Here is a 21,850-nt window from a genome sequence, read left to right on the forward strand (position 1 = left end):
GTGCGGACCGGGGGCTGCTTCGTCTATGACAAGATCGGGCCATGGACCTGGAATCGTCGAAACCGCCGTCTGCCGGCGCAGCCCGCCCATCGAAGAAAAGCAAGGGCGACAGCGCGCCACTGTCGCCCGCGGCGCTGGGACTGCGCATCCGCGCGCTGCGCAAGAGCAAGCAACTGACCGTGGAAGCCCTCGGCGAACTGGTCGGCGTGCACAAGACGCACCTGTCGCGCATCGAGCGGGGCCTCAAGGCGCCTTCGCTGACCATGATCTCCAAGTTGGCCAATGCGCTGGGCTGCGGCATCGGCCACCTGGTGGGCGAGGTGATCCACGAGGAGGCGATCGTCGTGAGCCGCGGGGAGGAGCTGCATCCGCGCTTCATGGCCGACGAGCAGCACCAGTTCGCGGCCCTGCTGCAGGATGCGCGCTCGAGCAGCTTCGGCGCCTTCATCCTCTACCCCGGCACCTCCGACGGACCGATACAGGCCCAGCACGAAGGCCATGAGCTGCTGTACGTGCTCACGGGCAGCGTGGACATCCATTTCCAGGATCGCGTCGAGCGGCTTCGCGCCGGGGACTGCATCCATTTCCCGGGCTACCTCACGCACCGGATCGTCCGCGTCGGCCGCGCCAAGGCCAGCGCGCTGCTCGTGATGTCCGCCACCTGACCATCTCGCCGTTCGCGGCGGGCTGCGGACTAGCCCCGGCCGATGTACGGCATCTTGGTGGCGAGGAGAGTCTGGAACAGGATGTTGGCCTCCAGCGGCAGGCCGGCCATGTGCAGCACGGCGTCGGCGACGAGGTTCACGTCCATCAGCGGCTCGCTCGCGAGCTGGCCGTTGGCCTGCAGGATGCCGCGCGCGAACTGGTCCGCCATGTCGGTAGCCGCGTTGCCGATGTCGATCTGCCCGCAGGCGATGTCGTAGGCCCGCCCGTCGAGCGAGACGGCCTTGGTCATGCCGCTCACCGCATGCTTGGTCGCCGTGTAGGCGATCGCGTTGGGCCGCGGCGCATGGGCCGCGATCGAGCCGTTGTTGATGATGCGACCGCCCATCGGGCGCTGGTCCTTCATCGTCCGGAATGCCTGCTGCAGGCAGAAGAACATGCCGTTCAGGTTCACGTCGACGACCTCGCGCCACTGCGTTGCACTCAGCGCGTGCCACTCGACCGGCGGCGCGGAGATGCCGGCGTTGTTGAAGAGCACGTCGACGCGGCCCCAGCGTGACCTGACCCGCTCGAACATCTCGCCGACCGCATCGGCGTCCGTCACGTCGGCCGGCACGACCAGCGCGCGGTCCGGCGCCGCCGAGCGGGCCGCCACCTCGGCGAGCACCTGTTCGCGACGCCCCACGAGCGCCACCCTGTAGCCGGCCTTCAGCATGGCGAGCGCCACCGCCTTGCCGATGCCGCTGCCGGCGCCCGTCACCACCGCCACCTTGGGCGGGTTGCCTTCCGTCTCGTTGCGCGATTCGTCCAATGCCGTCAAAGCCGTTCTCCTTCCGTGGGCCAAACCGTCCTCCGACCGGAGGACCTTCGTCGCGGCAAAGAATATCCGTTTTGGTCAACGTGTTGACTAGTAGACACCCTGTGTTTAATACTCGCGCCCAATTCGGCCCGCGCACATCCGCTCGCACGCCGCCCGCATTCGTGAAGGCAATTTCGCCAGCAACCGGAGAGAAGGCATGTTCGACATCGATCGCCGCAGGTTCACCCTGCTTGCCGCAGCAGCGGGCGCGGCCCCCCGACTCGCGTTCGCGCAGAACGCATGGCCGTCCAGGCCGATCCGCATGGTGGTGCCCTTCGGCGCCGGCATGTCGATCGACGCACTCGCGCGGTTGCTCGGCGACGGGCTCGGCAAGTCGCTCGGGCAGACGGTGATCGTCGACAACAAGCCCGGGGCCGCGGGCCTGATCGGCACGGCCGATGCCGCGCGCAGCGCGCCCGACGGCTACACGCTGCTCGCGGGCGTGACCTCCGTGATGAGCATGAGCCCGCACGTCTACACGAAGATGCCCTACCAGGCATTGCAGGACTTCACGCCCATCGTCAGGACGGCGAACTTCGCTTTCGTGCTGCTGGCCGGAATGGCCCAGCCCTACAAGACGCTGCCCGAGCTGATCCAGCAGGCGAAGGCGAAGCCGACCTCCATCGACTACGCCTCGGTCGGCGTCGGCACCGCGCCGCACATCCTGATGGAGATGTTCGCCAGCCTGGCCGATGTGAAGCTCACGCACATTCCCTACAAGTCGCCGTTCCTGTCGGATCTCATGGGCGGCCAGGTAGCGATCGGCTTCGAGCCGACCACGACCGCGATTCCCCTGATCCGCAGCGGCAAGGTGCGCGCGCTGGCCATCGGCAGCAAGGCCAGGAATCCGCAGCTTCCGGACGTGCCCACGCTGTCGGAGTTCTTCCCGGGCTTCGAGGGCGACAACTGGCACGGCCTGTTCGCGCCGCGCGGCACGCCCGACACCGTGATCCAGCTCGTGAACACGGAGATGAACCGCGTGCTCCAGACCAACGAGATCAAGAGCCGGCTGGCCGACCTCGGACTGCAACCGGGTGGCGGTTCGAGCAGCGAGTTCAGGGACTACTTCCGCGCCGACTACGCGCGCTGGGGCGAGGTCATCCGGCAATTCAACATCCGCATCGATTGATCGATGCGCCCTCCCCACTCCCGAAAGAAGCAATGAACCCAGAGACACAACGCTCGGAACAGGACATCAAGGAAGCCTATTACCGCGAACTGCGCGCCAAGGCGCCGGGCATCGCCTACAGCGAGCTCGAGCAGCTGGTCCTGGCCGCGCGCATGCTGGCCGCCGAGGGCCATTGGGCCAACGGCATCGCGGGGCAGATCACCGCGCGCGCCGAAGCGCCGGGCACCTACTACACGCTCAAGTTCGGCATCGGTGCCGACGAGGCCACGCCCGACGGCTTCATGGTGACCAACGACGCGCTGCAGGCGCTCGACGGCCGCTCCCTGCCCAATCCGGCCACGCGCTTCCACACCTGGGTCTATCGCGCCAACCCCGAGGTGAAATGCATCATCCACACCCATCCGCCGGCCGTGCAGACGCTGGCCATGATCGGGCAGCCGCTGATCGTCGCGAACATGGACGCCTGCGTGTTCCACGACAACTGCAGCTACCTGGAGGAGTGGCCCGGCCTTCCCATCGCCGATGAGGAGGGGCGCATCATTTCGCAGGCACTGGCGGGCCGCAAGGCGCTGCTGCTGGCCCACCACGGACTGCTGACCGCGGGCACGAGCATCGCCGAGGCGGCCACGCTGGCCATCTGGATGGAGCAGCAGGCGGCGAACCAGTTGCACGCCTCGGCGGCGGGGACCATCCGTCCGGTGCCGGACCACCTGGCGAGCGAAGCGCGCGACTTCCTGCTCAAGCCCCAGGTCATCGACATGGCCTTCCTGTACTTCGCGCGGCGCGTGCTGCGCGACGATCCCGATTGCCTCGCGGCGGATCGGCAGCCCGCATGAAATTCGCGGCCAACCTGTCGACGCTGTTCGCCGAGTTGCCGCTGCTGGCGCGCGTCGGGGCGGCCGCGTCCCTCGGCTTCGAGGGGGTCGAGATCTGGTTTCCCTACGAGGTGGACGCGAAGGTGCTGCGCGCGGAGCTCGCGCGCCACGAGGTGCAGTGCGTGACGATGAACACGCAGCCCGGCAACGTCGACCGGGGCGATTGGGGACTGGCCGTCGATGCGACGCGCCGAGCCGAGTTCCTCGCGTCGGTGAAGATCGCCGCCGCGTATGCGGCCGAGATCGGCTGCCCGAGGATCCATGCGATGTCGGGCAGCGTGCCGCCGGGCCTGACCCGCGAGGCATCGTGGGAGGTCTTCGCAAGGAACATCGACGACGCCTGCGTCATCGCCGCGCGCCACGGTCTCAGCCTGATGATCGAGCCGCTCAACGCGATCGACCGGCCGAACTTCCTGCTCACGCGGCAGGCCCAGGCCATCGCGCTGATCGAACAGCTAGGCCGCGACAACCTCAAGATCATGCTGGACCTGTTCCACCTGCAGCGCGGCGAAGGGAACCTCATCGAGCGCATGCGCCAGAGCCTGCCGCATGCGGCGCATGTCCAGATCGCGGACGTGCCCGGTCGGCACGAGCCGGGCAGTGGCGAGATCAACTTCGCGATGGTGTTCCGGGCCTTGAAGCAGCTCGGATGGACGGGCTGGATCGGCTGCGAATACTTTCCCAGCGACGGCACCCTGGCCAGCTTCGGGTGGCTGGAAGCGCACGGCATCGAACTGCGGGCGCGCTGAGAACAGCAGTTTTTTCCAAGCCGCGACGGCGCGTCGCTTCTACGCTGCGGTCACTTCCAACCTCCTCCTCACGGAGCCAGTGACCATGCAACGCAACGACGTCTTCCATCGCCTGCACACGGGCCCCGCGCCCCTGATCCTCGTGAACGCCTGGGACGCCGCCAGCGCCCGCGTCATCGAGCGCGCGGGCGCGAGCGCCATCGCCACCACCAGCGCGGGCATTGCCTGGTCATTGGGTTACTCGGACGGCGAACGGATGCCCGCCGACGAACTGATCGCGGCCTGCGCGCGCATCTGCCGCGTGGCGCGCGTGCCGGTCAGCGTGGACCTCGAACGCGGCTACGGCGACAGCACGCAGGCGGTGCGCGACGTGGCGGCCGCGCTCATCGACCTGGGCGTGGCCGGCATCAACATCGAGGACGGCACACGGCCCGGCACGCGCGAGCTGGCGCCGCCCGAAGTGCTGTGCGAGCGCATCGCCGCGATCCGCGCGCTCGATGCGCGCTTCTTCATCAATGCGCGCACCGACACCCACATCGTCCCCTGGGCCGACCCGGCGGCACGCTTCGAGGAAACGCTGCGCCGCGCCACGCTCTGCGCGGCGGCGGGCGCGGACGGCATCTTCGTGCCCGGCCTGTCGAGCCCCGAGGAGATCGAAGGCCTGTCGCGCGCGGTCGCCCTGCCGGTGAACGTGTACGCGGGCTATGCGGGCGCGCCCACGGCCGAGAGTCTTGCGCGGGCCGGCGCACGCCGCATCAGCCTCGGCTGCGGCCCGCTGCAGGCGGCGCTGGGCTTGGTGGGCCGGCTCGCGAGCGAGGCCTTCGCGCGCGGCCGCTTCGATGCGATGGACGAACGCATGCTGTCGGTCGGCGAGCTCAACGCGCTCTTTTCAACCGCCGCATGAAAATTCAGTTTTTATTAATGCGAATCACTCTCATTTAGTGCTATAGTCGAGCCAAGTCACCAACCAGCTTCATCCCGAAGCGACCACCGCCACCATGCAAGCTCTCCTCTCTCAAGGAAGCCAACCGTCCCCGTCGGGGCTGACCAGCCACCGCCCGACCCTGCGCGTGCGCCGCGCCGCGACGCCGCAGCCCGTCGCCCTGACGGTGGAGGCCTTCGTGCACGAGCCGGTGCTCGCGGACGAAGTCGCCCGCGACGCCGCCGCGCCGGAGGTGGTTCGCCACTTCGACGACGCCGCGCTGGTGACGGCGAGCCTCGACAGCGCCGCGCTGCTGCGCGGCCAGAAGGTGGTCGAGATCTCGCACAACGGATTCGTGTACAGGCTGCAGGCCACCAAGCTGGGCAAGCTCATCCTGACCAAGTAGTTTCAGTTTCATCGTGGGGCGACTCCGAGACTCAACGGTCTCCAAGGGTCGTTTTTTGCTAGCCATCGGTTCACCGGCCAGCCATGCATTTTTTTCCCACGCCGACGAACATCGACCGGACGCACGCGCATGGACGAGCACGCCGCCGCTCCCGACCTGAAGCAGACCGGGCTCAAGGCCACCCTGCCGCGCCTGAAGGTGCTGGACCTGTTCCGCACCAGCAAGCAGCGGCACATGGCGGCGGAAGACGTCTACCGCCAGCTGCTGGCCGAACAGACCGACCTGGGCCTGGCCACCGTCTACCGCGTGCTGGCCCAGTTCGAGCAGACCGGCCTGCTCAAGAAGAGCCAGCTCGGCAACAACAAGGCCGTCTACGAACTCAACGACCGCGAGCGCCACCACGGCCACCTGGTGTGCACCAAGACCGGCGACGTGCTCGAGTTCTTCGACCCCGAGATCGAGAACCGCCTCAAGGTCATCGCGGCGGAACTGGGCTTCGAGCTCTCCGACTACGTGGTCACGGCCTTCGGCGCGCGGCGCTAGCGGCCGTCCCTCCCGACATGAGGCGACCACGCCCCAGCGGGTCGTACCCCCGCATCAACCCCTTGTTACATGCTCGCGAGATACTCGGGAGGTGAACGCCCCGTCCCTTTTTCTCCCGTCCCACCACGACCCGCTGATCGTCGCGGCCTCGCTGCTGATCGCCACCCTGGCCTCCTTCGTCGCGCTCGACCTGTCGCGGCGCATGCGCGGGCCCGGCGGCAATTTCCAGCCACTGTGGTGGAGCGTCGGCTCGGTGGTGCTGGGCACGGGCATCTGGTCGATGCATTTCGTGGGCATGCTGGGCTTCACGCTGCCGATCGAGCTGGGCTTCTCGGGCTGGTACACCTTCCTGTCGTGGGTCGCGGCCGTCGCGGCCTCCGGGGTGGCGCTGTGGGTCGCGAGCCGGCCCAACTACAGCCTCGGGCGGCTGGGCGTGGCCTCGCTGGTCATGGGCGGCGGCATCTGCGGCATGCACTACATCGGCATGGCGGCGCTGCAGATGGCGCCCGGCATCCTGTGGCAGCCGGTGATCGTGGGGCTGTCCGCGCTGATCGGCATCGGCGCCTCGGCGGTGGCGCTGCTGATCATGCGCAACCTGGTCCGCGTGAGCGCCGCCCGGCGCCCGGCCGTGCAGCTGCTGGCCGCGCTGGTGATGGGCGTGGCGATCTGCGGCATGCACTACACGGGCATGGCGGCGGCCAATTTCGCGCCCGATTCGGTCTGCCTGAGCGCCGGCGAGCTGCACGGCACGGGGCTGACGGTCATCGTGGTGCTGGCTTCGTGCGTGCTGCTGCTGGGCACGCTGCTCGGCTCGATCCTCGAGGCGCGCATGCAGATGGTCACGCAGCGCCTGGCGCTGTCGCTCGAGGACGCCAACGCCGAGCTCACCCACGCCAACCGCGAGCTGCAGCGCCATGCCTTCACTGACGCGCTGACCGGCCTGCCCAACCGCGTGCTGTTCGAGGACCGGCTGGAACACGCGCTGGCGCGCATGGCGCGCGTCAACCAGCCGCTGGTGAAGGAACGCGTGGCGATCCTGTTCGTCGACCTCGACGGCTTCAAGCCGATCAACGACTCCTTCGGCCACGCGGCCGGCGACGAGATCCTGCGTGCCGCGGCCAGGCGGCTGATGGATGTCGCGGGCGACAGCGACACGGTGGCGCGCATCGGCGGCGACGAGTTCCTGCTGCTGCTCGAGGGCGTGAGCGATGCGGCCGAGGCCGCCCAGGTGGCCAACCGCGCGCTGCGCAAGCTGGCCGAGCCTTTCTCGCTGCAGGACAAGCCGCTGCAGATCGCCTGCTCGATCGGCATCGTGGTCTACCCCGGCCAGGGCGAGCCCGACAAGCTCGTGGCCAATGCCGACGCCGCGATGTACATCGCCAAGCGCGCCGGCGGCGCGAACTACGTGATGTTCGAATCGCACATGGGCTCCGACGTGGCGGCGCAGCTGCGGCTGCAGAGCGACCTGCGCCGGGCCGTCGACCTGAACCAGTTCGAGCTGCACTATCAGCCGAAGATGGACGGCCGCGACGGCTCGCTCAGCGGCGTGGAGGCGCTGGTGCGCTGGAACCACCCCGAGCTCGGCCTGATCGGGCCGGCGCAGTTCATCGGCCTGGCCGAGCGCTTCGGCATGATCGTGCGCCTGGGCGACTGGATCCTCGACGAGGCCTGCCGGCAGATCGCCCAGTGGCGCACGCAGGGCCTGTCGATGCCGGTGGCGGTGAACCTGTCGGTCATGCAGCTGCGCGAGGTGGATTTCGTCGAGCGCGTCGAGCGCGCGCTGGCCCGGCATGCGGTGCCGGCCTCGCTGCTGCTGTGCGAGATCACCGAATCGGTGGCGATGGAGGACATCCGCGCCACGCACCGCACCTTCGAGGGCCTCGCGGCCGTGGGCGTGTTCCTGTCGATCGACGATTTCGGCACCGGCTACTCGAGCCTGAGCCAGTTGCGCCGGCTGCCGGCGCGCCAGGTCAAGATCGACCGCAGCTTCGTGCAGGACCTCGAATCCAAGGAGGATTCGCGCGCCGTGGTCGACGCCGTGATCCGGCTCGCGCATGCGCTGGGCCTGAGCGTGGTGGCCGAGGGGGTCGAGAACGAGATCCAGCGCGACATCCTGCTGACGATGGGCTGCGACGAGCTGCAGGGCTTCCTGTACTCGCGCGCGCTGCCGGCCTCGCAGCTGTTCGACTGGCTCGCGGTGCGCGCCGCGGCCTGAGCGCGGCCCGCCACCGCCTTCATCGGCCGCGCGGCAGCGGCTCGAGCCGCCACCAGCACAGCGCGCAGCCCAGCAGCAGCAGCACGGCAGCGATGCCCGTCGACAGCTGCATGCCGCGCAGGAATGCCTGCGGCGCGGTGTGGCGCACCAGGTGGCCGAACACGGCGACCCCGAGCAGCCCGCCGACCTGGCGCGAGGCATTCAGCACGCCCGAGGCGATGCCCGCGCGCGAGGCCTCGACCGAGGACAGCGCGAGGTTGGTCATCGTCGGCACGCACAGCGCCGTGCCGCTCGCGGCCAGCAGCATCGGCAGCACCAGCCAGGCATAGGCGCCCTCGATGCGCACCGGCAGCAGCAGCGCATAGCCGCAGGCCGCCAGGCCCAGCCCCATCACCATCAGCCGCCGCGCGCCGATGCGCGTGACGAGCCGGCCCGCGAGCACGCTGGCGCCCATCAGCACCAGCGTCATCGGCAGGAAGGCCAGGCCGGTCTGCTGCGGCGACAGGTGCTGCTGGACCTGGAAGAACAGGCTGAAGACGAAGACCAGCCCGTAGTAGCCGAAGTTGACGACCACGCCGCACAGGGAGGCGATCGCGAAGGCGCGGATGCGCAGCAGGCCCAGCGGCAGCATCGGCGCGGCGCTGCGTGCCTCGATCCGGACGAAGGCCCCGCCCGCCGCGAGCGCCAGCAGCAGCCCGCCCGCGACCCAGGCGCTGGTCCAGCCCAGCCGCCCGGCCTCGACCAGCGTCGCCGTCAGCGCGGCGAGCGCGAGCACGGCGGCCAGTTGCCCGGGCCCGTCGAGGCGCCGTGCATGGCCCGGCCCGTCGGCGGCCACGTGGCGCACGGTCAGGGCCCCGGCCAGCAGGCCGATCGGCAGGTTGATCAGGAAGATGCTGCGCCAGCCTCCATGCGCGACCAGCACGCCGCCGAGCACCGGACCGGCCGCCATCGCGATGCCGCCGATCGCGCCCCACCAGCCGATCGCACGGCTGCGCTCGACCGGGTCCGCGAAGGCCCGCTGCAGCATCAGCAGCGAGTTGGGCACCAGCAGCGCCGCGCCGACGCCCTGCAGCAGCCGCGCCGCCACCAGCATGCCGAGCCCGGGCGCCGCGCCGCAGGCGACCGAGGCCACGGTGAACAGCGCGAGGCCGCCGAGGTAGATGCGGCGCGGCCCCAAGCGGTCGCCGAGCGCGCCGCTGCTCAGCAGCAGGGCCGCGAACACCAGCGTGTAGGCATTGACCACCCATTGCAGCCCGGCCACGTCGGTGCGGAACTCGCGCAGCAGCGCATCGAGCGCGACATTGACCACGCTCACGTCGAGCAGCACCACGACGAAGCCCAGCGACGCGGCCACCAGCGTGCCCCGGCGCGAAGACGATCCGGTTCGCATGTTCCACCCTTTGCATCCATGAAGAGGAGGCGATGGTGGGCCGCGGCGCTCTGTGCGTGAATTCCTTAAAATCGCGGACTCACTGCGAGAAAACGCACAGATAAACAACACCATGTTCGACTGGGAGAACCTGCGCCATTTCCTGGCCGTCGGCCGCGCCGGCACGCTGTCGGGTGCCGCGCGTTCGCTGCGCGTCGACCATGCGACGGTGAGCCGCCGGCTGGCGGCGCTCGAGGCCGAACTGGGATTGCCGCTGGTGGAGCGGCTGCCGCGCGCCTGCCGCCTGACGGCCGCGGGCCTCGAGGTCTTCGAGCAGGCCAAGGCGATGGAGAGCGCCTCCTTCGCCATCGCGCGGCGCAGCCAGGCACGGCAGGTGTCGCTGCGCGGCAAGGTGACCTTGAGCGCCTCGCCGGTGCTGGCCACGCACTTCCTCGCCGCGCGCATGGCGGACTTCCATGCGGTCTATCCCGACATCCAGCTGTCGGTGCGCTCCGAGGCCCAGCAGGTCTCGCTGAGCCGCGGCGAGGCGGACCTCGCGCTGCGCCATGTGCGGCCCAGCGAACCGAACAACATCGCGCGCCGCGTCGGCCGCATCCCCTTCGCGCTCTATGCGGGCCGCGACTACCCCGCCCTCGCGGAGCCCGCGCGCTGGACCTTCATCGCCTACGACGACCGCTTCGCCGACATGCCCCAGCAGCGCTGGCTGCTCGGCAACGCGGGCGAGCGCCCGGTGGGCTGCGAGCTCGGCGACATCAGCAGCCAGCTCGTCGCCGCGCGTGCCGGCGCCGGCGTCGCGGGCCTGCCCTGCTTCCTCGGCGACGCGGAGCCCGCTCTGGTGAAGCTCGAGCCCGGCGGCGAGCCCTTCGAGCATGCGATCTGGCTGGTCACGCACCGTGAGCTCAAGCGCTCGGCCACGGTGCGCGCGGTGATGGACTATCTCGCCCGGGCCTTCGCCGACAGCGAGGCGCTGCGGCTGCCCTGATCGCCGCGTCCTAGGACGCGTCGAGCACCTCGCGCACGCGCACCGCCAGTTCCTCGATCGTGAAGGGCTTGCCGATCAGGTGCACGCCCGCGTCGAGCACGCCGTTGTGCACCACCGCATTGCGCGTGTAGCCGGTGGTGAACAGCACCTTGAGCTCCGGCCGTCGCCGCAGCGCCTCGTCGGCCAGCTTGCGACCATTGGTCTCGGGCATCACCACGTCGGTGAACAGCAGCTGGATCTCGGGATGGGCATCGATCAGCTTCAGCGCCGCCACGGCGCCGTCGGCCTGCAGCACGCGGTAGCCGAGCTCGGTGAGCGCCGCGACCGTGAGCTGCCGAACCGCGGGCTCGTCCTCCACCACGAGGATCAGCTCCTCGGTGCCGCCCAGCGGCGTGTCCGGGGCGGCCTCGGCCTTCTCGTCCTCGGCGGGCGCGCCGAGCAGGCGCGGCAGGTAGACCTTCACGGCCGTGCCCTCGCCGACCTCCGAATAGATCTTCACGTGGCCGCCCGACTGCTTGACGAAGCCGTAGACCTGGCTCAGGCCCAGTCCCGTGCCGCGGCCCACCTCCTTGGTGGTGAAGAAGGGGTCGAAGGCCTTGGCGACCACCTTGGCAGGCATGCCCGAGCCGGTGTCGCTGACGGCGATCATCACGTACTGCCCGGACGAGAGGCCGAGGTGCTCGACCGCATAGCGCTCGTCGAGGTGGGTGTTGGCGGTCTCGATCGTGAGCCGCCCGCCGTCGGGCATGGCGTCGCGCCCGTTGACCGCGAGGTTGAGGATCACGTTCTCGAGCTGGTTGGGGTCGGCGTGCGTGCGCCACAGCCCGCCGGCCAGCACGGTCTCGAGCTGGATCGCGCCGCTGAGCGAGCGGCGCAGCAGGTCCGACATGCCCGCCACCAGCCGGTTGGCATCGAGCGACTCGGGGCGCAGCGGCTGCTGGCGCGAGAAGGCGAGCAGCCGTTGCGTCAGCAGCGCGGCGCGCTTCGCGCCGTCGCGCGCGGCCTCGACGTAGCGCCGGGCGCGAACGTCATCGGCCGCGAGCTGGCGCCCCAGCAGGTCGAGCGAACCGATCACCACCGCGAGCATGTTGTTGAAGTCGTGCGCGATGCCGCCGGTGAGCTGTCCCACCGCCTCCATCTTCTGCGCCTGGCGCAGCGCCTCCTCGGTCTTGAGCCGCTGCGCAACCTCCTCGGCCACGCGGTGCTCGAGCGAGTCGTTGAGCTCGAGCAGCGCGCGCTCGGCGCGGTGGCGCTGGGTCACGTCCTGGAACAGCACCGCGACCTGGCGGCGCTCGGGCGGCTCGACGCGGAAGGCGGCCAGCTCGAGGAAGCGGCCGGTGCGCACCAGCTCGCGCTCGAAGCGCACCGGCTCGCCCGTGAGCAGCACACGGCGGTAGATGTCGACCCAGCCGTCGGCCTCGTCGGGCACCATCTCGCGCACCCGCTGGCCCACCACGTCGGCGATGCCGGCATTGGCCAGGTAGGCGGGGTTGGCCGTGACGTGGACGTAGTCGCTCATCGGGCCATGCGGGCCGTCGAGGAATTCGATGACGCAGAAGCCCTCGTCGATGGTCTCGAACAGGGTACGGAACTGCCGGTGGCTCTCGCGCAGCGCGAGCTCGGTGGCCTTGCGCTCGCTCAGGTCGAGCATGGCGCCGATCATGCGCAGCGGCCGGCCCTGCGCATCGCGCAGCACGGTGCCGCGGTCGAACACCTCGGCATGGCTGCCGTCCTTGCGCAGGAAGCGGTACTCCTGCGTCCAGGCCGTCCCGCCGCCGTCGATCACCGCATGGATGCCGGTCTCGACGCGCGCGCGGTCCTCGGGATGGATGTGGTCGAGCCACCAGTCGGCGCTGGTCTCTTCCTCCGTGTGGCCGAACAGCGTGGTCAGCGCCTGGTTCCAGACCACGTGGCCGTCGGACAGGCGCCAGTCCCAGACCGCGTCGTTGGTGGCCAGCACCGCGAGCCGGTAGCGCTCCTCGGTCTCCGTGCGCTGGGCCTGGCGCCGCGTCGCCTCGTCCTCCTTGTCGGCCAGCTGGCGCCGGGCCAGCACCTGGGCGGTGGTCTCCCAGACGGTGCACAGCAGGCCGCGCACGGCGCCCTGTTCGTCGCGCAGCGGCGCATAGGAGAAGGTGAACCAGGTCTGTTCCTCCAGCCCGTCGCGGTTCACGATGAGCGGCAGGTCCTCGCGATGGACCGGGCTGCCGGCCAGCGCCGTCTCGACCAGCGGCCCGACCTCGGGCCAGATCTCCGCCCAGACCTCGGCCAGCGGAGCGCCCAGAGCTGCGGGATGCTTGCCGCCGAGGACCCGGGCGTACGGCTCGTTGTAGACCATGCCCAGGCCGTCGCCCCAAGCCAGCCACATCGGCAGGGCCGAATCGAGCATCAGCGACACCGCGTGGCGCAGCGCGCCGGACCAGCCCTGCGGCGGACCGAGCGCCGAGCGCGCCCAGTCGTGCTCGCGCAGGAAGGCGGCGGCGAGCGTGCCGTCGGGCCGGAAATGTCCCTCGTGCTGCAGTGCGGTGCCGGGCCCGCCGTGTGTCTCGCCGTTCTTCATGAGTGCGTCCGCGTGCTGGGCGTATCCCTTGGTGCGCCTGTCCAGGGTCGGTATCGTAGGGGCGCCGCGGGCTGTGCCGCGTCGGCGGGCAGGCCGTCTCGCGACCGGTCCGGGGCAATCTAAGGACCGGACGTCGGCGGCGGCACCGCCCACGGGTTCGCGGATCCCGGTGGTCTCAGCACGGACGGCGCGGAAGGATCGGAGGACGGCATCGTCATGCCCGGCGGCGAAGCCATCACCGGACGGACCGGTGCCGGCCGGGGCATCACGGGCAGGGGCGACAGGCCCCGGATCTCCGACAGCCCCGCGGTCGCATCGCCCGCCCGCCGCCCGAACTCACGCTTGATCGCCCGGTCGATCAGCGGATAGGGAAACATCGCGAGCTTGCCCATGAGGCAGTTGATCATCAGGCTGTCGAAGGAGCGACCGAACGATCCCTTCTCGAATTCCTTGGCATGAAGCTCGAGGATGCGGATCGCGTCGTTGCACTTGAGCACGTCGGCCTTGCCCTTGCCGAGCGAGGCGGCCAGCTTCCTTGCCTCCGGCAGCGTGGCGTAGGGCTGCTGCACCAGCGCCGCCGGTGCGATGGCCGGTGCCGTCGGTGCCGTCGACGCCGGAGGTCGCGCCGGCGCCGCGGCCAGGGGCAACGGCGGCGAAGGTGCAAGCGCCGGGAACGAAGCCGCCGGTGCGCTCGGCGCGCGCGGCAAGGGTGCCAGCGTGCCATGCGGCGCCGGAGCCGGGGCGGGCGGCGTCGAGAGCCTCGACAGCGTCGACGCGAGCCCCATCATGCCGACCAGGCACATCACCACCACCCACGGATTGCTGGCGGACGCCGCGTTGCCCGTAGGCACCGGCCGCGCCTTGGGCCGCGCGGGCGCGAACGCCACGAAGCGCCGCCACCCCGGAATGGCCGCTTCCCATGCGCGCCAGCGCTCGATGTTCGAGGGGTTGGTGACGATGTGCAGCCAGTGGGGGAAGTTGCGCACGGCCTGCTCGGCCAGCGGCAGCGACTTCGCGAGCCGGCGCACGCCCGGCTTGTCCGGCGAGCGCAGCTGCCGGATCGGTTCGCGCAGGCGCTCGCGCGTGGCCTCGGGCAAGCTGTCGTACGCATCCAGCTCCTGGATTGCGTGGTCGATGATGACGCCGGAACGGCCCAGCCTCGAGAGCGACGCCGCTTCCTCGCGCCAGCGGAAGGCACCGACGGCCGGGGCGAACACCTTCTCGTGCCCGGGGCGCCAACCGTTGGCCAGCCACGAGGCCACGCCCAGCTCGAACAGGAACCGTGCATCCACATCCAGCAGCCGCGGGTCCTCGAGCGCGGCATCGAGCGCCGCCCGCGCTTCGTGCCGGTCCGGTGTCCCGGCCGCGGCGAGGCGGGCCATGAGGGCATCGAACACGGCGCGGGCGTAGTCGTCGGACCGCTGCATCCGGGACGGCGCAGCGGCGTCGTCGACGGGGCCGCTCGCAGGTGCCGCCGGGGTCGGCGCAACCTCCTCCGGCGAAGCAGGTGTCGGGTCCGGCGCATCGCGCGCGGCGGCATCGCGGTGCGCGAGCCAGGCCAGCACGAGCTCATAGCGCTCGCGCAGCGCCTGGAACCGTGCGGGCTCCGCGGCGACGTCGATCTGCTTGAGTTGCGCGGCATAGGCGCGGCGTACCGCCTTGCCGTCCGTGTCTTCCGAAAGGCCGAGCGACTGCAGGGCCGCGAGCACCTGCGCGTTCATGGCCGGGCACGCCCGTCAAAGGAACACGGGCGCGCCGCGTCCCCGGATCCCTGCGCCTGGCATGCCGCCATCCGGCTGCTGGCGATGCCCCGTTCCTTGCCGACCGTCATCCTCGCCCCTCGTGTTCCGCTTTCGTAGCGAATGTATACGAGCGAGGCGACGGCCGGCGCTCGCGCCGGGTCGAGGCGTCGGAGGATGCGCGCGGGCACCTGGGCTTGCCCAGGCCGCCGAACGCCGGGTCAGGGGTTGCCGTCGGGCAGCAGCACCAGCTTGCCGAAGGTGCGCCGCTCCTGCAGATCGGCCAACGCGCGAGGCAACTCGCTGAAAGCGTAGCGACCGCCCACGTCCGCGTGCAGCTGCTGGTGCCTGAAACCCGCCAGCACGTCGTCCAGCGCCTGCCCGATCAGCGGCAGGTCGCGCTCGTGGCTCCAGTAGATGCCCAGCGCCGACGCGCTCTTGAGCAGAAGACGGTTGGCGCGGATCTCGGGAATGCGTCCGCTCGAGAAACCCACGAGACAGAGGCGCGCGCCATGGGCCAGGCACTTGACGCTGCGGTCCGTGATATCGCCCCCCACCGGATCGATGACCACATCCACGCCCTTGCCACCGGTGGCCTGCATCACCTGCTCGACCCAGTCGTCCTCGCGGTAGTCGATGCAGACCGAAGCCCCGCGCTCCCTGCAATGCGCGAGCTTGTCCTGGCCGCCCGCGGTGGCGATGACGCGCGCACCGGCCCGAACCGCGAGCTGGGTGGCCGCCAGCCCGACCCCGCCGGCGGCCGCGTGCACCAGCACCGTCTCGCCCGCCTGCAACCGGGCCCGTGCGAACAAGGCGATCCACGCGGTCGGCCAGACCACCGGCAGCACGGCGGCCTCGGCCAGCGGGACTTCCTCGGGCACACGCACCAGCCACGAGGCCTCGGCCACGGCGAACTGCGCGAAGCCGCCCCACATGACCTTGGTGGCGACCCGGTCGCCGGGGCTGAAGGCGCCACCGCCCGAAACGCTTTCGACGATGCCGCTGATCTCCTGGCCCGGGGTGAAGGGCAGCGGCGGCCGGATCTGGTAGGCGCCGCGCGTCATCAGCACGTCCGAGAAGTTGAGCCCGGCAGCGGCCACCCGCACCAGCACCTGGCCCGGCTTGGGATGCGGCAGCGGCATCTCCATGAGCTCCGGAGGCTGCGTGACGTCCCTGACGATCCACGACTTCATACGGCCCCCCGCGCGCGCAGTTGCGCAAGATCCGCCGGCGCGATGCCGATGCCCTGCAACACCTCGTCGGTGTGCGCGCCCAACAAGGGGTCGGCCTGGACCTTCGCCGGATCCCCCGAAGAGAACACGGCCGGCTGCAGCACGAACGGCCAGGGGCGCTCGGCATCCTGCGCCTGGGCGACCCGCCCACGATCCTGCCGCGCGGACTGCGCATGGGCCTGCTGCAGATCCCAGACCGGGCCCGCCGGCACGTCGGCCTCCAGGCAGGCCTGGACCACCTCGTCCACGGTCCGCTCGCGCGACCATGCCGTGATCGCCGCCTTCAGCGCCGGCTCGTTGCGCGCGCGCTGCAGGTTGTCGACGAAGCGCGGATCCTCGACCCATTCGGGCTTGCCGATCAACGGCGCGAAGCGGCGGAAGAACCCGTCGTTGCTGACCACGATCACCGCCCAGCCGTCGCGGGCCTCGAAGCAGTCCACCGGCGAGGTCACGGGATGGCGGTTGCCCACGCGCTGCGGCGCCGTGCCGCTGGCGAACAGGCGGCTCGCGCTGGTGAGCTGCAGGGCCAGCATCGCATCGAACATCGACAGGTCGATCTGGCGCCCCTGGCCATCCCGCTCGCGAGCGAACAGCGCCGTCATCAGCGACCAGGCACCGAACAGGCCCGTCACGAGGTCCGCCACCGAGTCGCCCACGCAGGTGGGCTCCTGCCCGGGACGGCCCGTGGTGCTCATGAGCCCGGACATGGCCTGGATGATCAGGTCATAGGCCGGCCGCCCCTTGAATTCGCCCTGCTGCCCGAAGCCGGAGATGCTCAGGTAGACCAGCGAGGGATTGCGCGCCTTCAGCGTCTCGTAGTCCACCCCCAGCCGCTGCGCGACGCCGGGGCGGAAGTTCTCGACCACCGCATCGGCGGTATCGATCAGCGCATACAGCATCTCGCGCGCGCGCTCGTCCTTGAGATTGAGCGTGACGCTCTTCTTGTTGCGGTTCAGCAAGGAGAAGTAGACGCTGCGGCCGTCGACGAAGGGGCCGAAGTGGCGCGAGTCGTCGCCGGTCACGGGCGTCTCGATCTTGATCACCTCGGCCCCCACGTCGGCCAGCAGCGCGGTGCAGTAAGGCCCCGACATCACGCGCGACAGGTCGACGATGCGCAGGCCGTTCAGAAGTTGTTGTTGGGTCATGAGAGGGTCATCCCAGAAGAAGGCTGTCGTCGCTGAGTTCCTTGCCGCTGCGCTGGGAGAACAGCGCCAGCAGGTCCGGAACATCGAGCCGCTCGCGTTCGCTGCCGGCGATGTCGAAGACGATGCGCCCCTGGTGCAGCATGATGGTCCGGTCGCCGTGATCGAGTGCCTGGCGCATGCTGTGCGTGACCATCAGCACCGTGAGCTTGAGCTCGCGCACGAGATCGTCGGTGAGCGTCATCACGAACTCCGAGGTGCGCGGATCGAGCGCGGCCGTGTGCTCGTCGAGCAGCAGCAGGCTCGACGCGTTGAGCGACGCCATCAGCAGGCTGATCGCCTGGCGCTGCCCGCCCGAGAGCAGGCCCATGCGGTCGTGCAGCCGGTTCTCCAGCCCGAGGCCGAGCCGGGCCAGCGCCGCGCGGATGCGCTCGCGCCGAGGCGCCGTCACCGCATGCCCCAGTCCGCGCGCATGGCCGCGCGCCAGGGCGATGGCCATGTTCTCCTCGATCGTCAGTTCCTCGCAGGTGCCCGCCAGCGGGTCTTGGAAGACACGGGCGATGGCACCGGCGCGACGCGCGACCGGCCAGCCGGCGATGGCTTCGCCATCGATCGTGACGGCCCCGCCGGTGGGGGTCGTCTCTCCCGCGAGCACATTGAGCAAGGTCGACTTGCCGGCACCGTTGGAACCGATCACCGTGATGAACTGCTGCTGGGGGATGTCCAGCGACAGGCCGCGCAGCACGTGGTTCTCGAGCGCGGAGCCGGGATTGAAGACCACATCGAGCTTCTCGACCCTGATCATGCTTTTCTCCCGCGCAGCGCACCGGCCAGGCCCACGCCGGGCGCAACCAGTGCCAGTGCCACGAGCGCCGCGGTCACCATGTTCAAGTCGGAGGGCGTGAGCCCGATGCTGTCGACGTCCAGGGCCAGCGCCACCGCGATGCGATAGAGCACGGCGCCCACCAGCGCGGACAAGGTCGCACGCACGATGGTCGTGTTCCTGATCAGCACCCCGCCGCCGATCACGGCGGCAAAGCCGACGACCACCACGCCGCCGCCCATGTTGACGTCGGCCGAACCCTGCGTCTGCGCGAAAAGCGCACCGCCGAGAGCGGACAGCCCGTTCGCCATGGCGAGCCCCAGCCAGGTCATGCGGCCGGTGTGGATGCCGTAGGCGGCCGCCATCCGCGGATTGGCGCCGGTCGCCCGCAAGGCCAGTCCGGTTTCGGAAGCGAGGAAGCGGTTGAGCAGCAGGACGATCGCCGCGCACAGCAGGATGAGCACGAGCGGTACCGCATAGGCACTGCCGACGAAGTGCGCGCCCAGCCCCGTGAACACCGTGTCGGTGCCCAGCAAGGGCGTGTTGGGCCGCCCCATGATGCGCATGTTCACCGAATACATCGCGACCGAGGCCAGGATGCCGCTGAGGATGTGCAGGATGCGCAGCCGGACGTTGAGGAAGGCCGTGAGCGAGCCCGCGAGCATGCCGGCGACGAAGGCCAGCAAGGTGGCCAGGTAGGGGTTGGCGCCCGCGACGATCGATGCGGCCGCCACGGCACCGCCGAGCGGGAAGCTGCCCTCCACCGTGATGTCGGGGAACTTCAGCAGGCGAAAGGTGATGTAGGTTCCGAGCGCGACGAAGCCGAAGATCAGCCCCGTCTCGAGCGCGCCCAGCAAGGCGTAGAAATTCATCCCGCCCTCCTCAGCGATTGACGATGTTGGCCTGGCGGGCCACGTCGTCCGGAATGCTCAGGCCCGCGGCCTGCGCAGCGCGCTGGTTCACGACCGTGCGAAACACCTGCGGCGTTTCCACGTCGATATCGCCGGGCTTCGCGCCCTTGAGGATCTTGACGACCTGGCGGGCCGCCTCTTCACCGACGGCGTTGTAGTCGAAGCCGATCGAGGCCACCGCGCCGCGCTCCACGGTGCGGGTCTCGGCCGTGAACACGGGAATCTTCTGTTCCTGGCCAATGCGCACCGCCGATTCGAGCGCCGCGTACACGGTCGGATCGTTGGGAATCCAGACCACGTCCGTCTTGCCCACGAGCGAACGCATGGCCGAACCGACCTCGTTGGAGGTGGGCGCATTCGCCTCGACCAGCGTCATGCCATGGGCCTTGAGCAGCGGCTTGAGCACTTCGATCTGGTAGCGCGAGCCATCGAGCCCGGTGTTGTAGATCACCCCCAGGCGCCTGGCCTGCGGCATGAAGGCCTTGATCAGGCGCAACTGCCGCTCGATCGGCGCGAGGTCGGAGATGCCGGTGGCATTGCCGCCCGGACGCTTCAGCGACGGGACCACCTTGGCGCCGAGCGGATCGGTCACCACGGTGAAGACCACGGGCACCGTCCTCGTGGCCGACAAGGCGGCCTGCGCCATCGGCGTGGTGATGGTGACGATCACGTCGGGCGCATCGCCGACGAACTTGCGCAGGATCTGCGTGGCGATGCCCGCGTTGCCCTGGGCCGACAGGTAGTCGAGCCTGAGGTTCTGGCCTTCGACGTAGCCCGCGCCGCGCAACGCGTCCACGAGCCCGGTCTTGACCTGGATCAGCTGGGGAATGTCGACCATGTTCGCGATCGCCACGTGCCTGGTCTGCGCCGAGGCCATCGACGCGCCGACGACGAGCCCGAGGGCCAGGAAGTACCTTGTCCATTTCATGACGTGCTCCTTCAGAGTCAGGCTGCCAGCGAAGGCAGGTCCAGTTGGCGCTCGCGCGCGGTGCGCGCGGCGATCTCGTAGCCCGCGTCGGCGTGGCGCATCACGCCGGTGGCGGGATCGTTCCAGAGCAGCCGCGCGATGCGCTCGTCGGTGCCTTGCGTGCCATCGGCCACCAGCGCCATGCCCGCGTGGATCGAGTAGCCCATGCCCACGCCGCCGCCATGATGGATGCTGACCCAGTCGGCACCGCAGGCCGTGTTGAGCAGGGCGTTCAGAAGCGGCCAGTCGGCCACGGCGTCGGAGCCGTCGAGCATGCCTTCGGTCTCGCGGTTCGGGCTGGCCACCGAGCCCGAGTCCATGTGATCGCGGCTGATGGCGATCGGCCCGCTGAGCTCGCCGTTGCGCACCATCTCGTTGATCGCGAGCCCCGCGAGATGCCGCTCGCCCAGGCCGAGCCAGCAGATGCGCGCGGGCAGGCCCTGGAACCTGACGCACTCGCGTGCCATCGTGAGCCAGCGGCCCAGCGCCTGGTCCTGCGGGAACAAGGCGCGCAGGCGCTCGTCCGTCTTGTAGATGTCCTGCGGATCGCCCGACAGCGCGACCCAGCGGAAAGGCCCCTTGCCCTCGCAGAACAGCGGCCGGACATAGGCCACCACGAACGACGGAAAGTCGAAGGCCTGCGTCACGCCCTCATCGAGCGCGACCTGGCGGATGTTGTTGCCGTAGTCGAACACCACGGCGCCGCGCGCCTTGAAGTCCAGCATCGCGCGCACATGCAGCGCGATCGATGCGCGCGCCGCCTGCTCGACCGCGCGGGGGTCGCTCGCGCGCGCCGCCTCCCAGTGCGCCACGTCCCAGCCGGCGGGCAGGTAGCCGTGCAGCAGGTCGTGCGCGGCGGTCTGGTCGGTCACCACGTCGGGACACAGGCCGCGGCGAACGATCTCGGGCAGGACCTCGGCGGCATTGCCGCACAGCGCGATCGACAACCCGCGGCGCTGCGCACGCGCCTCGTCGACGAGTTCGAGCGCATGCGCGAGATCGCGCGCCTGCACGTCGAGGTAGCCGGTGCGCAGGCGCATGTCGATGCGGCTCTGCTGGCACTCCACCACGAGGATCGCGGCGCCCGTCATCCGCCCGGCCAGGGGTTGCGAGCCGCCCATGCCGCCGAGCCCCGCGGTGAGCATCCATCGGCCCTCCATCGAGCCGCCGAAATGCCGGCGCCCGACCTCCGCATAGGTCTCGTAGGTGCCCTGCACCGTGCCCTGGCTGCCGATGTAGAACCAGGAGCCGGCCGTCATCTGGCCGAACATCATCAGGCCCTTGCGCTCGAGCTCGTTGAAGTGGTCCTGCGTGGCCCATTTGGGCACGAGGTTGGAATTGGCGATCAGTACGCGCGGCGCCATCGCATGGGTACGGAACACGCCCACGGGTTTGCCGGACTGCACCAGCAGGGTGTGGTCGTCGTCCAGCCGCTCGAGCGTTTCGACGATTCGATCGAAGGCGTCCCAATTGCGCGCCGCGCGCCCCACGCCGCCATAGACGATCAGTTGCGCGGGATTCTCCGCAACGTCCGGATCGAGGTTGTTCATCAGCATGCGCAACGGCCCTTCCGTGCGCCAGCTGCGGGCTCGAAGTTCGGTCCCGCGGGCGGCGCGAACGACCCGGGGCAACGATGTCTCGTGAGGCAATTTCTTCTCCTGTGCGGTCCATGCCAAGGCGGCCGATTCAGCGTCGCCACCAATTCCATTGCTCATGGATCCGGAGAAAGATGGCGTGCCTGAAAAC

Annotated in this window: 19 protein-coding genes; 9 read left to right on the forward strand and 10 right to left on the reverse strand. The window is 69.9% G+C overall.

What is annotated here, in order from left to right:
• Positions 1 to 41 precede the first annotated feature (41 nt).
• On the forward strand, positions 42 to 665 hold the full coding sequence (locus AC07RV_RS03795; protein WP_208513093.1) for a helix-turn-helix domain-containing protein: 624 nt from the start codon (positions 42 to 44) through the stop codon (positions 663 to 665).
• Between the two features lie 29 nt (positions 666 to 694).
• Here the strand turns inward: AC07RV_RS03795 and AC07RV_RS03800 are convergent, their stop codons facing one another.
• Positions 695 to 1,483 carry an SDR family oxidoreductase gene (locus AC07RV_RS03800; protein ID WP_296784679.1) on the reverse strand — a complete coding sequence of 263 codons (789 nt, stop codon included), beginning with the start codon at positions 1,481 to 1,483 and terminating at the stop codon, positions 695 to 697.
• A gap of 196 nt (positions 1,484 to 1,679) precedes the next feature.
• Between AC07RV_RS03800 and AC07RV_RS03805 the strand changes: the two genes are divergently transcribed.
• From AC07RV_RS03805 to AC07RV_RS03835, 7 genes are all read left to right on the forward strand, one after another.
• Entirely contained in the window at positions 1,680 to 2,651 is a 972-nt protein-coding gene (locus tag AC07RV_RS03805; RefSeq protein WP_296784682.1) for a Bug family tripartite tricarboxylate transporter substrate binding protein, read from the forward strand.
• A gap of 32 nt (positions 2,652 to 2,683) precedes the next feature.
• Complete coding sequence (locus AC07RV_RS03810) at positions 2,684 to 3,487, forward strand: aldolase (RefSeq protein ID WP_296784685.1); 804 nt, start codon at positions 2,684 to 2,686, stop codon at positions 3,485 to 3,487.
• 35 nt (positions 3,488 to 3,522) lie between these two features.
• Entirely contained in the window at positions 3,523 to 4,275 is a 753-nt protein-coding gene (locus AC07RV_RS03815; RefSeq protein WP_444813547.1) for a hydroxypyruvate isomerase family protein, read from the forward strand.
• A gap of 85 nt (positions 4,276 to 4,360) precedes the next feature.
• Positions 4,361 to 5,179: an isocitrate lyase/PEP mutase family protein gene (locus AC07RV_RS03820; protein ID WP_296784691.1), complete on the forward strand. Its 819-nt coding sequence runs from the start codon at positions 4,361 to 4,363 to the stop codon at positions 5,177 to 5,179.
• 271 nt (positions 5,180 to 5,450) lie between these two features.
• Positions 5,451 to 5,603 (forward strand): hemin uptake protein HemP, encoded by a 153-nt coding sequence (gene hemP, locus AC07RV_RS03825; RefSeq protein WP_444813562.1) that lies wholly within the window; start codon positions 5,451 to 5,453, stop codon positions 5,601 to 5,603.
• Positions 5,604 to 5,732: 129 nt separating this feature from the next.
• Positions 5,733 to 6,146: a ferric uptake regulation protein gene (locus tag AC07RV_RS03830; RefSeq protein WP_093352239.1), complete on the forward strand. Its 414-nt coding sequence runs from the start codon at positions 5,733 to 5,735 to the stop codon at positions 6,144 to 6,146.
• A 91-nt stretch (positions 6,147 to 6,237) separates the two neighbouring features.
• Positions 6,238 to 8,361: a putative bifunctional diguanylate cyclase/phosphodiesterase gene (locus tag AC07RV_RS03835; RefSeq protein WP_296784697.1), complete on the forward strand. Its 2,124-nt coding sequence runs from the start codon at positions 6,238 to 6,240 to the stop codon at positions 8,359 to 8,361.
• Between the two features lie 19 nt (positions 8,362 to 8,380).
• Here the strand turns inward: AC07RV_RS03835 and AC07RV_RS03840 are convergent, their stop codons facing one another.
• A complete protein-coding gene (locus tag AC07RV_RS03840) occupies positions 8,381 to 9,751 on the reverse strand; it encodes an MFS transporter (RefSeq protein ID WP_296784700.1) in 1,371 nt (456 codons plus the stop codon).
• A gap of 112 nt (positions 9,752 to 9,863) precedes the next feature.
• Between AC07RV_RS03840 and AC07RV_RS03845 the strand changes: the two genes are divergently transcribed.
• The gene (locus AC07RV_RS03845) at positions 9,864 to 10,733 is read left to right on the forward strand and encodes a LysR family transcriptional regulator (RefSeq protein ID WP_093352247.1); all 870 of its coding nucleotides are present in this window, start codon (positions 9,864 to 9,866) and stop codon (positions 10,731 to 10,733) included.
• Positions 10,734 to 10,743: 10 nt separating this feature from the next.
• Here AC07RV_RS03845 and AC07RV_RS03850 read toward each other — a convergent pair whose 3' ends face one another.
• From AC07RV_RS03850 to hutU, 8 genes are all read right to left on the reverse strand, one after another.
• Positions 10,744 to 13,290: a PAS domain S-box protein gene (locus AC07RV_RS03850; RefSeq protein WP_296784705.1), complete on the reverse strand. Its 2,547-nt coding sequence runs from the start codon at positions 13,288 to 13,290 to the stop codon at positions 10,744 to 10,746.
• Between the two features lie 119 nt (positions 13,291 to 13,409).
• Positions 13,410 to 15,011, reverse strand: coding sequence for a hypothetical protein (locus AC07RV_RS03855; protein WP_296784708.1), 1,602 nt, complete (start codon positions 15,009 to 15,011; stop codon positions 13,410 to 13,412).
• Positions 15,012 to 15,250: 239 nt separating this feature from the next.
• Positions 15,251 to 16,171 carry an NADPH:quinone oxidoreductase family protein gene (locus AC07RV_RS03860; RefSeq protein ID WP_177239514.1) on the reverse strand — a complete coding sequence of 307 codons (921 nt, stop codon included), beginning with the start codon at positions 16,169 to 16,171 and terminating at the stop codon, positions 15,251 to 15,253.
• Positions 16,172 to 16,218: 47 nt separating this feature from the next.
• The gene (locus AC07RV_RS03865) at positions 16,219 to 17,406 is read right to left on the reverse strand and encodes a CaiB/BaiF CoA transferase family protein (protein ID WP_296784713.1); all 1,188 of its coding nucleotides are present in this window, start codon (positions 17,404 to 17,406) and stop codon (positions 16,219 to 16,221) included.
• 7 nt (positions 17,407 to 17,413) lie between these two features.
• Positions 17,414 to 18,208: an ABC transporter ATP-binding protein gene (locus AC07RV_RS03870; RefSeq protein WP_296784716.1), complete on the reverse strand. Its 795-nt coding sequence runs from the start codon at positions 18,206 to 18,208 to the stop codon at positions 17,414 to 17,416.
• Entirely contained in the window at positions 18,205 to 19,098 is an 894-nt protein-coding gene (locus tag AC07RV_RS03875) for an ABC transporter permease (protein ID WP_093352263.1), read from the reverse strand. The genes AC07RV_RS03870 and AC07RV_RS03875 overlap by 4 nt, the downstream gene beginning before the upstream one ends.
• A 10-nt stretch (positions 19,099 to 19,108) precedes the next feature.
• Positions 19,109 to 20,065, reverse strand: a complete 957-nt coding sequence (locus AC07RV_RS03880; RefSeq protein WP_093352266.1) for an ABC transporter substrate-binding protein — start codon at positions 20,063 to 20,065, stop codon at positions 19,109 to 19,111.
• Between the two features lie 17 nt (positions 20,066 to 20,082).
• The gene (gene hutU, locus AC07RV_RS03885) at positions 20,083 to 21,819 is read right to left on the reverse strand and encodes a urocanate hydratase (RefSeq protein ID WP_444813546.1); all 1,737 of its coding nucleotides are present in this window, start codon (positions 21,817 to 21,819) and stop codon (positions 20,083 to 20,085) included.
• Positions 21,820 to 21,850 lie beyond the last annotated feature (31 nt).

Source organism: Variovorax sp. GW821-FHT09B01 (assembly GCF_059418345.1).

What these genes read in the sequence shown, in the direction of transcription:
- AC07RV_RS03795 (WP_208513093.1), top strand. Translation starts at nt 42, where the DNA reads ATGGACCTGGAATCGTCGAAACCGCCGTCTGCCGGCGCAGCCCGCCCA.
- AC07RV_RS03805 (WP_296784682.1), top strand. Translation starts at nt 1,680, where the DNA reads ATGTTCGACATCGATCGCCGCAGGTTCACCCTGCTTGCCGCAGCAGCG.
- AC07RV_RS03810 (WP_296784685.1), top strand. Translation starts at nt 2,684, where the DNA reads ATGAACCCAGAGACACAACGCTCGGAACAGGACATCAAGGAAGCCTAT.
- AC07RV_RS03820 (WP_296784691.1), top strand. Translation starts at nt 4,361, where the DNA reads ATGCAACGCAACGACGTCTTCCATCGCCTGCACACGGGCCCCGCGCCC.
- AC07RV_RS03830 (WP_093352239.1), top strand. Translation starts at nt 5,733, where the DNA reads ATGGACGAGCACGCCGCCGCTCCCGACCTGAAGCAGACCGGGCTCAAG.
- AC07RV_RS03840 (WP_296784700.1), bottom strand. Translation starts at nt 9,751, where the DNA reads ATGCGAACCGGATCGTCTTCGCGCCGGGGCACGCTGGTGGCCGCGTCG.
- AC07RV_RS03845 (WP_093352247.1), top strand. Translation starts at nt 9,864, where the DNA reads ATGTTCGACTGGGAGAACCTGCGCCATTTCCTGGCCGTCGGCCGCGCC.
- AC07RV_RS03850 (WP_296784705.1), bottom strand. Translation starts at nt 13,290, where the DNA reads ATGAAGAACGGCGAGACACACGGCGGGCCCGGCACCGCACTGCAGCAC.
- AC07RV_RS03855 (WP_296784708.1), bottom strand. Translation starts at nt 15,011, where the DNA reads ATGAACGCGCAGGTGCTCGCGGCCCTGCAGTCGCTCGGCCTTTCGGAA.
- AC07RV_RS03860 (WP_177239514.1), bottom strand. Translation starts at nt 16,171, where the DNA reads ATGCCGCTGCCGCATCCCAAGCCGGGCCAGGTGCTGGTGCGGGTGGCC.
- AC07RV_RS03865 (WP_296784713.1), bottom strand. Translation starts at nt 17,406, where the DNA reads ATGACCCAACAACAACTTCTGAACGGCCTGCGCATCGTCGACCTGTCG.
- AC07RV_RS03870 (WP_296784716.1), bottom strand. Translation starts at nt 18,208, where the DNA reads ATGATCAGGGTCGAGAAGCTCGATGTGGTCTTCAATCCCGGCTCCGCG.
- AC07RV_RS03875 (WP_093352263.1), bottom strand. Translation starts at nt 19,098, where the DNA reads ATGAATTTCTACGCCTTGCTGGGCGCGCTCGAGACGGGGCTGATCTTC.
- AC07RV_RS03880 (WP_093352266.1), bottom strand. Translation starts at nt 20,065, where the DNA reads ATGAAATGGACAAGGTACTTCCTGGCCCTCGGGCTCGTCGTCGGCGCG.
- hutU (WP_444813546.1), bottom strand. Translation starts at nt 21,819, where the DNA reads ATGAGCAATGGAATTGGTGGCGACGCTGAATCGGCCGCCTTGGCATGG.